This window comes from Qipengyuania sphaerica (assembly GCF_019711595.1).
Classification (GTDB): Bacteria; Pseudomonadota; Alphaproteobacteria; order Sphingomonadales; family Sphingomonadaceae; genus Qipengyuania; species Qipengyuania sphaerica.
Genome location: NZ_JAIGNR010000001.1, coordinates 536,494 through 549,589, shown reverse-complemented (window position 1 = coordinate 549,589; position 13,096 = coordinate 536,494). Strand labels below are relative to the sequence as shown.

Sequence of the window (13,096 nt, the reverse complement as noted above, 5' to 3'; positions counted from 1 at the left end):
TCCGGATCGGCTCGAACTGAGGCGCACATACGGATTCGGGGGCCAAAAGGCAAGCGTGAAAGCCCTCCTTTCGCAATTGCGCACTTGCCGCTAGAGGAGCGGCAATGTCCACCCTTTCCCCCCTCGTCGCAACGCTGCATGTCGCCCTCGGCGGCGGTGTCGGCGCCGTGCTGCGCTACCAGACGGGCCGCGCGATGACGCAATGGCTCGGCCCGCAGGCGGTCAGCACGTTCCCCTTCGCCACTCTGGCGGTGAACGCCTTCGGCAGCCTGCTGATGGGATTGCTGGCTGGCTGGCTGGTGCGCAGCGGCGGCGAAGGCAACGAACAATTGCGCCTGCTGCTCGGCGTCGGCCTGCTCGGCGGGTTTACCACCTTCAGCGCCTTCAGCCTCGAAATGGTGCTGATGATCCAGCGCGGGCAGTATCTCTTCGCTACCCTGTATGCGATCCTGTCCTTCGCGCTTGGCCTCACCGGGCTGATGGCAGGGCTCGCCATAATGAGGGTCGCAGCATGAAGACATCCGACGAAGTCCGCAATTTCACCGTCGAGGCGGATGACGACGGGATCAGGCTCGACCGCTGGTTCAAGCGCCACCTGCCGCAGATCGGTTTCGGCACGGTCAGCAAATGGGCGCGCACCGGGCAGATCCGCGTCGACGGCGGCCGCGCCAAACCCGACGACCGGCTTGCCAAGGGCCAGCAGATCCGCGTGCCCCCCGGGGGCGATGCGCCGCACAAGAAAGCCAAGCCCAAGCGCGAGCTTACCAAGGCGGAGCACGAACAGGCCGAGGCGATGCTCATCGAGCAGACCAAGAGCGCGCTCGTCATCAACAAGCCGCCGGGGCTGGCGACGCAGGGCGGGACAAATACGTTCAACCACGTCGACGGGCTGCTCGATGCCTATATGGACGAGGGCGACGAGCAGCGTCCGCGCCTCGTGCACCGGCTCGACAAGGATACGTCGGGCGTGCTGCTGGTCGCGCGCACCCCGGGAAGCGCGGCGTTCTTCTCCAAGCGCTTCTCCGGACGCAGCGCCAAGAAGATCTACTGGGCGCTGGTTGTCGGAGTGCCAGATATCAGGGAAGGCGTAATCGAAGCCCCGCTCGCCAAGCAGCCCGGTTCGGGCGGCGAGAAGATGCATGTCGACCACGAAGGCGGGCAGCCCGCCAAGACCAAGTATCGCGTGGTCGAAAGCGCGGGCAAGAAAGTCGCCTGGCTCGAATTGCAGCCCATGACGGGCCGCACCCACCAGCTGCGCGTCCATTGCGCGGCGATGGGCCATCCGATCGTGGGCGACGGCAAATATGGCGGCAAGGAAGCTTTCCTCACCGGCTCGATCAGCCGCAAGATGCATCTCCACGCGCGCCGCCTGATCATCGACAGTCCGGATGGCGGAAAGCTCGACGTGACTGCCAAATTGCCTGAGCATTTTGCCGCAAGCATGGAGCAGATCGGCTTCGACGAGAACGCCAGCGACGCCACCCCCATGCGCGACGATCCTCCTCCCGCAACGCGCGAGGAGAAGAAGCAAAAGGCTCGCCAGCATGCGAAGAATTACAAGAAATCGCAGCGCGGTCCGCGCCGTGCTCGCGGCGGGGCAGCCGGCAAGCCAAAACCGCGCCCTAAGCCCAAGGGCAAGCGCTGATGCACCCCAACCCGCTCTTCCGCAGCGAAGACAAGGATTTGATGCGCGCACTGGTCGAGGAAATCGGCTTCGGCATGGTATTCCTGACCACCCCCGACGGCCCGCGCGTGGCCCACACACCGCTCCTGTGGGGCGATTACGGCAAACTGCGTTTCCACTTGGCGCGCGGGAATGCGCTGACGAAACATCTCGACGGCGCGACAGCACTGGTGACGCTGAACGGACCCGATGCCTATGTCTCGCCGCGCTGGTACGAGAACCGCGACACCGTTCCGACCTGGGATTACGTCGCGCTCGAAATGGAAGGGCGGGTCGTCCAGCTGGATGAGGTGGCGCTCGACGCATTTCTTTATGACCTCATCGACAAGCACGAGAACCGCCTTGCAGGCGAGGGCTGGGATGCTTCCGAAGCGAGCGAGAGCATGTGGAAGCGCCTGCTTGCGGGTATCCGCGGGTTCGAACTCGAAGTCACTGCGTGGCGCCCGACGCTCAAGCTGTCGCAAAAGAAAACCGCCGAAGAGCGTGCGCGCATCGCGCTGGGGCTCGAGCAATCGGGCAGCGCCGCGCTCGCCCATCTGATGCGCGAGCTTGCCGCATGAGCCGGATGGTCATCTTCGACTGCGACGGGACGCTGGTCGACGGACAGGCCGCAATCTGCGACACGATGGCCGAGGCGTTCGCCGCCGCAAGGCTGCCCGCGCCCGATCGCAACGAGGTCCGCCGCATGGTCGGCCTTAGCCTGCCGCTGGCGCTGCGCCACCTTGCCCCCGATGCCAGCGAAGAACAGCGCGAACTGGCGGTGGAGGCATATAAATCGGGCTATCGCGGCTTGCGCATGTCGGGTTCGTTGCAGGAACCGCTGTATGACGGCATGGCCGCGCTGATCGAGCGCCTCGCCGGGGCCGGATGGCTGCTCGGCGTTGCCACGGGCAAGAGCGACAGGGGCCTTCACGCCTGTCTCGATACGCACGGCATCAAGCACCATTTCTGCACGCTGCAAACGGCAGATCGCCATCCGTCCAAACCGCACCCGGCGATGCTCGAAGAGGCCCTCAGCGAGGGGGGAGTAGCCGCTGCCGATGCCGTGATGATCGGCGACACCACCTTCGACATCGATATGGCCCGCGCTGCCGGAGTGCGGGCGATCGGCGTCGCCTGGGGCTATCACGAGCCACGCGAATTGCTGAATGCAGGGGCACAAGGCGTTGCCGAAACCATGGAACAACTCGAGGAGATGATCGGTGAGTGAACCCGATCCCGCAGTCCGTCGCTTCTGGATACTTCAGGCTGCGCGCTTCGGCGCGGTGCTGATGGTCCTGGCAGGCGCGGCGATTATCGGTCAGCTGATCAATGTGCCGCAACCGGTCGGCTATATCCTGCTGGTGCTTGGCGCGGCGGAGTTCTTCATCGTCCCGATGATGCTGTCGAAGGCGTGGAAATCGGACTAGCCATGAAGCGCTTCTACAAGGAGGTAACCACTTCCGAGACCGGTCTCGGATGGACGGTGCAGCTCGACGGGCGGCCCATCAAGACGCAGGGTGGCCAGCCGCTGGTCCTGCCGAGCGAGACGCTGGCCGAATTGCTTGCCGCAGAATGGCGCGCACAAGGCGAGAAAATCGACCCCGCATCTTTCCGCTTCCGCGATACGGCAGATTACGCGCTCGACGTTGTGACGCGTGACAAGGCGGCCCTGGTCGAGAAACTCCTCGGATATGCGGAGACAGACACGCTCTGCTTCCGCGCCGATCCGGAAGAGGCGCTCTATCGCCGGCAGCAGGAAGTGTGGGAACCCATCGTAGCCGAGATGGAGGCGCGCGAAGGCGTGAAACTGCACCGCATCAGCGGCGTTCTACACCGCCCGCAGACCGAAGAAACGCGCGCTGCGCTGGCCGCGCGGCTGGACGCGCTCGATCCCTTTACCCTTGCCTCATTGGAGCAAGCGACCTCGCTCGCCGCATCCTTGTGCATCGGGCTGGAAGCCTTGCAACCCCAAGCCGATGGCGAAGCGCTATGGAACGCGGCCAATCTCGAAGAGGACTGGCAGGCCGATCTCTGGGGGCGCGACGGGGAGGCCGAGGAACGACGCGCAAGGCGCAAGGCCGATTTCCTCGCTGCGATGGAGTTTGCAAGGGCGGCAAGCGCCAGCTGACCTACTTCGGACGGCCGGTAAAGCCTGCCGCTTCGCGCAGATCGTCCGCATCCATGACGTAGCCGTCGCTGACCACGGTCAGCACGCGGCGCAAGGCGCCCAGCTCGCTCGAAGGATCTCCGTCGACCAGCACCAAGTCGGCTTCCTTGCCGACCGCGATCGAGCCGGTGCGATCGTCGACACCGACAATGCGCGCCGGAAGGATGGTCGCGCTCTGCAGGGCCTCCTCGGCAGTCATTCCCGCCTGCTGGTAGATTTCCAGCTCGCGTATCAGCTCGATACCCCAGCCATCGGTTCCGGCGACAACGGGGACGCCAGCCTCGTGCAGCTTGCCGATGAGTTCGACCAGCTTGCGATAGCTCGCGCGGTAATCGTCGCGCGTGTAGCCATCGACCAGCGGGTAGCCCGCGCTCGAGAAACTGGACCGTTCGAAGATGGGCGACACAATGCCCATGTAAGGAGCATAGGCCGGAATGGGGGCCCCGCCTTCATGCGTGAAAAAGCTTTCGAAGATCACGATAGTCGGATCGACCACCGTTTGCCGTTCGGCGAGATCGGCGATGAAGCCTTTCATCAGCGGGCCGTCGAGATCGACGTCCTTGAAGTATTTTGCCGGCCCTTCCATCCGCATGCGCGTGTTCGAGCGGTCGATCACATCCTTCGGCATGGCTTCCATGGCGACGAAGTTGATATGGGTCAGCTCGTCATAGCCTGCGGCGACTGCCTCGCTCGGTTTCATGGTGGCGGGCACATGGCCGTGGACATGGAGGCCCAGCCGGTGTGCCTCCGCAGCGGCGGGTGCGATCCACGCCGGATTCATCGAGGTGTAGAACTTTACGCCCCACAGGCCTGCTTCCTTGACGCGGCGGATGGCATCGAGGGTCTCTTCCAGGCTCGACACGACAAGCGCACCCTGCGCGGCCAGAGGGTCCTTCTTGTCGATGATGACCGAGATGAACGGCTCGCCCATCAGGAGGTCGCCCGAGGCGCGACGCGAAGTAGCATCGACCGCGCGATCGAAGGTCGTACCCGGACTGCGAAAGCTTGTAATGCCGTTGGCCATATTGGCGAGAACGGACCAGTCGTCGCCGATGTGCATGTGGCTATCCCATATGCCCGGCACGAGCGTCTTGCCCGCCCCGTCGATCCGGCGGCCTCCAACGGGCAGCGCCAGCGATCCGGCTGCGCCAATCGCGGTGATCTTGCCGTCCTGCGCCACAACCGCACGATCGCCGAGAAAGCGACCGGCTTCCGCGTCGAAAAGCTGGACGTTGTCAAAAAGGACGGGCGCACGGGCCTCGTCGGTCAGGAAACGGGCGGCAATCCCCGAAATGTCGGCAGCGGTCGCTTGCTCTTGCGCATCGCGCAATTGCTTGAGCGCGCCCTCGTAACCTTCGGGAAGCAGCGAAAGCCAGCTCACGATACCGAAGGCGCTGCCATCATCGTTCAGCCATACCGGCATCGGCGCCTGCGACATCCCGCGGATGAAGGCGAGCGTGACTGTCCTCGGACCGTCTGCGCCGTCGATCGTTACCTGATCGGCAGTCGTGAGGTAGGCCCGTCCGCTCGGCAGCAGGGCCACGCCCTCGTCGCCTGCCGCCGCCAGTTTGTTGATGAGCGGCATCATGGAAAGGCCGACGCCTGTTACGGGAAGGTAATAGCCGCCCGCCTCACCCGATCCGCTTTCGCCGGCGGTCCGCCAGCTGGCGTGACCGTTCGAGACATGGAATTCCTCGGCGGCATTTCCCGCCGTCGTCGTGCCGCGAATGACGAGGTCGGTGAGCATCCCGTCGGCATCGTATGTGTCGACCTGGTCCATTTCGGTGATCCAGCCGCGCAGTTCCTGCGACCAGCGATAGGCCGTGCGACCGTCAGGCAGCTGCCATACCCACTGGTCGCCATGTTTTCCGGCTTCGGAAATCAGCGAATAATGCGTCGCGTCGGCTGGCGGGACGAGCAGGTCCTCCTTCGCCACCGCTTCTGTGGTGATAACCTCCGGCTCGGCCTCGTGAGCCATGAGCGCAGAAGGAGCGCTCGCCAGCAACATGGCGGAAAGAAACAGTGCGCGCATTTAGGACCTCCCCCGAGTGAAAACTAAGCGACCCACTCCGCAATCTGGGCAGCGACATCATTGGCCGCCTGGTTGAGTGCCGGACCGACGCTCGAAACATCTGCAGCCACGCCGGGCACAACGGCCTCGAAACGGCGCGTCTCGACAGAGCTGCCCTCGCCCGGGCGCACGGCGTCGAACACCACCTTCACGCTGCCATCGCGCGCGTCGTAGCCGAAAGCGCGCAGCGTGCCGGTGAGGCGGTTTTCGGCGAGCGCGCCGGGATCGTCGCCATCGATCACCACGCGGTTGCTGCGCGTGCGGATGGTCTCGGCAACGAGGCGGCGAAACAGGCGGGCGGGCTTTTCGACCCAGACCGCATCCTTGAGATAGGCGAGCTCGGTATCGGTGACCTGCACCGGCACACGCGTCACATCGATCGCGGACGGAGCCTCGAATTCGGTGAGCGCGATGGCGGTGCCGGCAGTGGACGATCCCCCCGTCCCCGCAGGTGCCGAGGCGCTGGGCGTAAGCGTCAGCAAGCTTTCGGGCGGATCTTCGCCGAAACTGATGCAGCCGCCGAGCAGGAGCGCGGGCGCGAGGATGGCGAATTTCAATTGGCTAATCATCGCTGGTCGGCCCCTTCTCACGGCTCGTATTCCGGAAGCGGCTGGCTGCTCAGCAGCGCGCCCGCGCCCTTTTCATCGATCTTTTCGGTCACGTCGCGCAGCGCCTTGCTGGTGGCGCGCAGATCGCGCAGCGTGGCCTCGGCTGCGGGCAGCGTGCTTTCGGTCAGCTGCTTGGTCGCCGGACGCGCTTCTTCGAGCAATGCGCCCAAATCTTCCGATGCATCGCCAGCCTGCTTGAGCGTCACGCGCAGCTGCTGGGCGAGCTGTGCGCCCTCCTGGTTGAGAAGGCGATCGGTCGAGGCGGTAACTTTCTCGAACTCGTCGAGCGCTTCGGAAGCTTCGCGAAGGGTGACCTGCAATTCGGCCATGGTGCGCTCGAACTGAGGAGCGGCCTGCGCGAGGTCGGCGGTCATCTGGTTGGTGTTGGCAAGGATACCGGCGATCTCGCCCTGGTTCTCGTCGTCGAGCAATTGCGTAAGCCGCTCGGTCAGCGTTGCCAGCCGCTCGAGCAGCAGCGGGGCGTTGGACAGCAGCGCGTTCAGGCCGCCATCCTTGGGCGGGATGATCGGTACGCCTTCGGTGCAGGCGGTTGTCTCGCAAGAAATCGGCGGCGCACCGCTGCGCGCGCCATCGAGGAGGATCGTCGAAACGCCGGTAAAGCTGCCCTGAATGGTCGCCGTGGTACCGATAAGGATCGGAACCTCGTCCTTCACGCTGATCCGCACGCGCACGAATTCGGGGTCCTTGTCCCACAGGGCGATCTGGCTGACCTGGCCCACGGGGACACCGGCAAAACTCACCTGGCTGCCGTTGGCGAGACCCGACACGCTCTCCTTGAAGAAGATATCGTATTCCTTCTGTGCGCCTTCGCCCCAGCGCGCGATCCAGACGATGAACAGCGCCAGCGCCGCCAGCACTGCGAGCGTAACCGCCCCCACCCAAACGTAATTTGCCCGCGTTTCCATTGGTTAGGCCTTATCCTTGCCCGCAGGCGGTTTGTCCAACGCTTTGACGGCATGCGCAGCCACGGGTTCGTCCATGTGCCGGCGCAATTCGTCGAGCGCCTGCGCGGTAAGCGCCGCCCGGCCGCGCGGGCCGTTGAAATATTCCTGGATCCAGGGGTGGTCGAGTTCCATCAGGTTGGGAACCGTGTCGACCGCGATGACCCTCTTGTCGGCGATCACCGCGACCCGGTCGCAAATCTCGTGCAGCGTATCGAGATCGTGAGTGATCAGGAACACCGTGAGACCGAGCGTTTCCTTCAGCTCGCGCGTCAGATTGTCGAACGCCGCCGCACCGATGGGGTCGAGGCCCGCGGTAGGCTCGTCGAGGAACAGCAGTTCAGGGTCGAGAGCCAGCGCGCGGGCAAGGCCTGCGCGCTTCTTCATGCCGCCCGAAAGTTCGCTCGGATATTTGTTGACCGCCTCCTCGGGCAGGCCCGAGAGAATGATCTTGAAGCGCGCGATTTCGTGGCGAAGCTCGTCCGAAATCTGCGGATAGAACTGCTTCAGCGGAACTTCGACATTCTCGCCCACGGTAAGCGTCGAGAACAGTGCGCCGCCCTGGAACAGCACGCCCCAGCGGTCGCGCACGCCGATTTCCTCGTCCGGCTCGGCATCGACGATCGACTTGCCGAAGACATGGATATCGCCCGCGGTCGGCATTTGCAGCCCGATGATCGAGCGCATCAGCACCGACTTGCCCGTTCCAGAGCCGCCGACCACGCCGAGGATTTCGCCGCGCCTTACCTTGAGGTCGAGGTCTTCGTGAATGACCGCGTCGCCGAACTGGTTCTTCAGTCCCGAAACGACGATGGGATTGTCTCCGCGAAAGCGCTCGTGCCGACCTGGGGCTGCAGTGCCATTGTCTCCTGCCATCAGCCCCAACCCAATTCGGTGAAGAATACGGCGAAGAATGCATCGAGCACGATGACAGCGAAGATGGCCGAGACGACCGACATTGTCGTTCGGGTCCCGACTTCTTCCGAATTACCGCGCACCTGAAGGCCGTGATAGCAGCCTGCGAGGCCGACGATCAGCCCGAAGACCGGTGCCTTGATGAGGCCCACCCACACGTCATAGGTCGGCACCACTTCCTGGATGCGCGCTAGGAAGGTCCAGAAAGGAATGCCGAGCATCAGGTCCCCGACCACGGCCCCTCCGATGATCGCAACGCAGGAGGAATAGAAGCCGAGCAGCGGCATCATCAGGACAGCGGCCATGATGCGCGGGATGACCAGCGCTTCCATCGGCGAGATGCCGATCGTGCGCATGGCGTCGACTTCCTCGGTCAGCTTCATCGTGCCGAGCTGTGCCGCGAAGGCCGAACCCGAGCGGCCTGCGACCATGATCGCGGTCATCAGCACGCCCAGTTCGCGCAAGGTGATGCGCCCGACGAGGTTCACCGTGAGCGTCTCCGCTCCGAATGCAGCCAGCTGGACCGCGCCCTGCTGCGCGATCACGATGCCGATGAGGAAACTCATCAGGCCTATGATCGGCAAGGCGGAAACGCCCACCAGTTCGATCTGGTGGACGAGCGCGACCATCCGGAACCGCCGTGGATTGCGCAGCAGCGTCCCGGCCGAGATCAGCAGCGCGCCGAGAAAGCTGACGACGCCGACGATCCCGGTCCGGGCGTTGAACATCTTCTCGCCCATGGCTTCGGGCACGCGGCTCCACACCGGAAGCCGGGGGGCGGCCAGTTCCTGCTCGCTATCGATGCCGTCGAGCGCACCCAGCAGGCGCTGGGCCCGGTCGCTCGCTCCGGTGATTTCCGCCTGATGATCGGTCGAGATGCTGCAGGCCATCCACGCGCCCACGGTATCGATCTCGGTAACGCCGGAAATATCGACCTTGGCGATCGGGCCGGGCAGGTCGCGCAGCTCTTCGTCGAGCGCACCGATAGTCGACACGAGATAGGGTCCGGTCAGCGTCAAGACCGCTCCCCCCTCGCCTTCGTGCAGTTCGTATTCCGCCAGACCTGTCATTCGCTGCGCGGTATGCGGGGAAATCGGCTGCTAAACAAGCGGGTAACAACGCTCATGCCCATCCGGCGTTGCATCGCACAATTCTGGCTGGCATGGGCCTCCCCATGTCCACCGAATTATCCAAGACTTTCGATCCCGCCGATATCGAGCGGCGCTGGTACGCGCATTGGGAAGAAAACGGCCTGTTCCGGCCCGAGCGGCCCGATGCCGAGCCCTTCACCATCGTGAACCCGCCGCCGAACGTTACGGGCTCGCTCCATATCGGGCACGCGCTCGACAACACGCTGCAGGACGTGGTGATCCGCTACGAACGCCTGCGCGGCAAGGATGCGCTGTGGGTCGTGGGCGTCGACCATGCGGGGATCGCGACGCAGATGGTGGTCGAGCGCCAGATGGAGGCGAAACAGGACAAGCGCACCAACTATTCGCGCGAGGACTTCATCGACAAGGTCTGGGAATGGAAAGAGGAAAGCGGCGGCCAGATCACCCGCCAGCTGCGCCGCCTAGGCTGCTCGATGGACTGGTCACGCGAACAGTTCACGATGGACCCGCATTTCACGCAAGCCGTGCTCAAGACCTTCGTCGATCTCTATAACGATGGGCTGATCTACCGCGACAAGCGGCTGGTGAACTGGGACGTGAAGCTCAAGACCGCCATTTCGGATCTCGAAGTCGAGACCACCGATGTGAAGGGCGGCTTCTGGCACTTCCGCTACCCGCTGGCCGATGGCGTGACCACCTCCGAAGGCAAGGATTACCTTGTCGTCGCGACCACGCGCCCCGAGACCATGCTAGCCGATATGGCCGTTGCGGTTCACCCCGATGACGAACGCTACAAATCGGTCGTCGGCAAGGACATCCTCCAGCCGATAACCGGTCGCCGCTTCAAGGTGGTGGCCGACGAGCATGCCGATCCCGAACTCGGCTCGGGCTGTGTGAAGATCACCCCGGGGCACGATTTCAACGACTTCGACGTGGGCAAGCGTGCCGGTTTCGCGCCTGCCGAGATGCTCAACATGCTCGATGCGGAGGGCAATGTCTGCCAGACCGCCGACGGGCTGGTGCCGGACGAATTCCTCGGCCTGCACCGCTTCAAGCGTGACGGTGTGGACGGCGCGCGCGAACTGGTCGTCGCGCGGATGAAGGAGCTCGGCTTCCTCATCCCGCATGTCACCAAGGACAAGGAAGGCAACGAGACCCTCCACGACGCCGAGCCGCGCACCATCGCGACGCCCTTCGGCGACCGCGGCGGCGTGGTGATCGAACCGTGGCTGACCGACCAGTGGTATGTCGATGCCGAAAAGCTTGCCAAGGCGCCCATCGAGGCGGTGAAGGACGGCACGATCGAAATTGTCCCCAAGAGCTGGGAGAAGACTTTCTTCAACTGGATGGAGAACATCCAGCCCTGGTGCGTCAGCCGCCAGCTCTGGTGGGGTCACCGGATCCCGGCCTGGTATGATGCCGAGGGCAAGGCCTATGTCGCCATGACCGAGGAAGAGGCGCAGGCACAGGCAGGCGAAGGCGTTGCCCTGACCCGTGATGACGACGTGCTCGACACGTGGTTCTCCTCCGCGCTCTGGCCCTTCGCCACGCTCGGCTGGCCGGAGAAGACCGACCTGCTCGACAAGCACTATCCCAACGACCTGCTGATTTCCGGGTTCGATATCCTGTTCTTCTGGGATGCGCGCATGATGATGCAGGGCATGCACCTGACCGGAAAGGCGCCGTGGCCGCGGCTGTACCTTCACGGGTTGGTGCGCGCCGCCGACGGGGCGAAGATGTCCAAGTCCAAGGGCAATGTCGTCGACCCGCTGGGACTCATCGACCAGTACGGTGCCGATGCGCTGCGCTTCTTCATGTCGGCGATGGAAAGCCAGGGCCGCGACATCAAGATGGATGAGAAACGCGTCGAGGGCTATCGCAACTTCGCGACAAAGCTCTGGAATGCCACACGTTTCTGCCAGTCGAACGGCATCGGCGCGAGCACCAGCATCGCCGCGCCCGCTGCCACGCAGGCCGTCAACAAGTGGATCATCGGCGAAGTCGTCGAGACCAAGAACGCGCTCGAACAGGCGATGGCCGATTTGCGCTTCGATGCCGCCGCGAACACGATCTACCACTTCGTGTGGGACCGGTTCTGCGACTGGTATATCGAGCTGATCAAGGGCAATTTCGACGAGGAAACCAGGGCCGTCGCCGGCTGGGCGCTCGACCAGATCCTCGTCATGCTGCATCCCTTCATGCCCTTCATCACCGAAGAGTTGTGGTCGAAGCAGGGCGACCGGCCCGACTACCCGCTGATCACCGCCAAATGGCCCGAGCCGCAGGCGGAAGTCGATGCGCAGGCCAAGGCCGAGATCGACTGGCTCATCGCGCTCACCAGCGCAGTGCGCACGGCGAAGAACGAGCTCGGCATTGCTCCCGGCGCGAAGCTGGAAGCTTATTGCCCTGCCCCCTCGGCTCTTGGTCGCAAGACTGCAGAAGAAAACGCCGCTGCTATCGAACGCCTCGCGCGGCTCACGCCGATCCATTTCGCCGAAGCGCCCGGCGGCGCGGCGATGCAGGTGGCGGCGGGCGAGGACGCCTTCATCGTGCCGCTCGAAGGCGTGATCGACATCGAGGCCGAAAAGGCGCGCCTGACCAAGGCGATGGAAGCTTCTGCCAAGGAAGCCAAATCGCTCGAAGGACGCCTCGGCAACGCCAACTTCGTCGAGCGAGCCAAGCCCGAAGCAGTCGAAAAGGCCCGCGCCGATCTCGCGCATCACACCGTCGAAATCGAGCGGCTGACGGCGGCGCTGGCCCGCTTGGGGTGACCGATCAATCGATCACCGCGCCAGCTGGCGGAATGGACGAGCAAGCCCAAAGGATCGTCACCGGCATCGTAGGCCCGTTCGGCATTGCCGGAATAGGCGATCTCGGCGGAAAATGGTCGATCACCTTCCAGCTAGTCGTTTGGCGGGAAGGAGATAGACCGATATGTACGAATCCGCTGCGTATCGAAAAGCCGATCCTGAGCGAACATATGATTGCGCTGTGGCGATGGCGTCTCCGTAAGGGTCAGACGATAAGGCTGAAGGTGCGGGACATGGAGAAACCGCCAGAGATCATGAGGACGGTAGAAATGCTACGCCTTCAGGGGCGGCCTCACGATCCGGCGCTTTCCGAAGCAGCACACGAAATCCTCAATCCACCCGATTACACGCATCCGAAGCTGGGCACATTGAAAGCCGGAGAGACCTTTCACGATGTCTTCGAAGCGACCGGCAAATGGTGCGGTGTTCCCGTAAGGATGGCGCTCGAGCCGGGCGCGCACTCGATCGCAAAGGCTGCCGATCATCTCTCGGATGCGCTGGACAGGCAGGCGGAAATCGACGCGCAATTTCGGCAACGGATCACCGAAGACTATTATGGTATCTGGGCTGAAGGCTGGGCCAATGACGGCGAGGACCTTGACCGGTCCGAGTGGATTACGCGGATCACCCCGACCGACGTGGAAGTTGACGGATCAGGCGCGCTAAGCATCTATTATGCCGATGGCGATCTCTTCGCTGGCCACTCGATCGTTGCATCGATGTCTCCCGAAGGCGACATCGAGGGTTCAATGATGGTGGGCTAAGATGACTATCGGCTGGAACTC

Annotated in this window: 13 protein-coding genes; 8 read left to right on the top strand and 5 right to left on the bottom strand. The window is 63.7% G+C overall.

Annotated features, from left to right (window positions below; all coding sequences use genetic code 11):
- Positions 1-104 precede the first annotated feature (104 nt).
- The 6 genes from crcB to K3178_RS02805 are packed head-to-tail and all read left to right on the top strand — an operon-like array spanning position 105 to position 3,794.
- A complete protein-coding gene (gene crcB / locus K3178_RS02830; protein ID WP_221569864.1) occupies positions 105-515 on the top strand; it encodes a fluoride efflux transporter CrcB in 411 nt (136 codons plus the stop codon).
- Positions 512-1,645, top strand: a complete 1,134-nt coding sequence (locus tag K3178_RS02825; RefSeq protein ID WP_221569863.1) for an RluA family pseudouridine synthase — start codon at positions 512-514, stop codon at positions 1,643-1,645. The genes crcB and K3178_RS02825 overlap by 4 nt, the downstream gene beginning before the upstream one ends.
- The gene (locus tag K3178_RS02820) at positions 1,645-2,244 is read left to right on the top strand and encodes an FMN-binding negative transcriptional regulator (protein WP_221569862.1); all 600 of its coding nucleotides are present in this window, start codon (positions 1,645-1,647) and stop codon (positions 2,242-2,244) included. The genes K3178_RS02825 and K3178_RS02820 overlap by 1 nt, the downstream gene beginning before the upstream one ends.
- The gene (locus tag K3178_RS02815; RefSeq protein ID WP_221569861.1) at positions 2,241-2,894 is read left to right on the top strand and encodes an HAD-IA family hydrolase; all 654 of its coding nucleotides are present in this window, start codon (positions 2,241-2,243) and stop codon (positions 2,892-2,894) included. The genes K3178_RS02820 and K3178_RS02815 overlap by 4 nt, the downstream gene beginning before the upstream one ends.
- The gene (locus tag K3178_RS02810; protein WP_221569860.1) at positions 2,887-3,093 is read left to right on the top strand and encodes a hypothetical protein; all 207 of its coding nucleotides are present in this window, start codon (positions 2,887-2,889) and stop codon (positions 3,091-3,093) included. Before K3178_RS02815 ends, K3178_RS02810 begins: the two co-directional genes overlap by 8 nt.
- 2 nt (positions 3,094-3,095) lie before the next feature.
- Positions 3,096-3,794: an ATP12 family chaperone protein gene (locus K3178_RS02805; protein WP_221569859.1), complete on the top strand. Its 699-nt coding sequence runs from the start codon at positions 3,096-3,098 to the stop codon at positions 3,792-3,794.
- Position 3,795: 1 nt separating this feature from the next.
- On the opposite strand, the gene K3178_RS02800 is transcribed toward K3178_RS02805, so the two are convergent.
- The 5 genes from K3178_RS02800 to K3178_RS02780 are packed head-to-tail and all read right to left on the bottom strand — an operon-like array spanning position 3,796 to position 9,459.
- Positions 3,796-5,865, bottom strand: coding sequence for an amidohydrolase family protein (locus tag K3178_RS02800; RefSeq protein ID WP_221569858.1), 2,070 nt, complete (start codon positions 5,863-5,865; stop codon positions 3,796-3,798).
- 23 nt (positions 5,866-5,888) lie between these two features.
- Positions 5,889-6,473, bottom strand: coding sequence for an ABC-type transport auxiliary lipoprotein family protein (locus K3178_RS02795; protein WP_247713490.1), 585 nt, complete (start codon positions 6,471-6,473; stop codon positions 5,889-5,891).
- A gap of 17 nt (positions 6,474-6,490) precedes the next feature.
- Complete coding sequence (locus K3178_RS02790; protein WP_221569856.1) at positions 6,491-7,438, bottom strand: MlaD family protein; 948 nt, start codon at positions 7,436-7,438, stop codon at positions 6,491-6,493.
- A gap of 3 nt (positions 7,439-7,441) precedes the next feature.
- Complete coding sequence (locus tag K3178_RS02785) at positions 7,442-8,350, bottom strand: ABC transporter ATP-binding protein (RefSeq protein ID WP_221569855.1); 909 nt, start codon at positions 8,348-8,350, stop codon at positions 7,442-7,444.
- Positions 8,350-9,459: an ABC transporter permease gene (locus tag K3178_RS02780; RefSeq protein ID WP_221569854.1), complete on the bottom strand. Its 1,110-nt coding sequence runs from the start codon at positions 9,457-9,459 to the stop codon at positions 8,350-8,352. Before K3178_RS02780 ends, K3178_RS02785 begins: the two co-directional genes overlap by 1 nt.
- Before the next feature lie 104 nt (positions 9,460-9,563).
- On the opposite strand from K3178_RS02780, the gene K3178_RS02775 reads away from it, so the two are divergent.
- Complete coding sequence (locus tag K3178_RS02775) at positions 9,564-12,272, top strand: valine--tRNA ligase (RefSeq protein ID WP_221569853.1); 2,709 nt, start codon at positions 9,564-9,566, stop codon at positions 12,270-12,272.
- Complete coding sequence (locus tag K3178_RS14350; RefSeq protein ID WP_221569852.1) at positions 12,269-13,075, top strand: DUF2262 domain-containing protein; 807 nt, start codon at positions 12,269-12,271, stop codon at positions 13,073-13,075. Before K3178_RS02775 ends, K3178_RS14350 begins: the two co-directional genes overlap by 4 nt.
- The last annotated feature ends 21 nt before the right edge of the window (positions 13,076-13,096 follow it).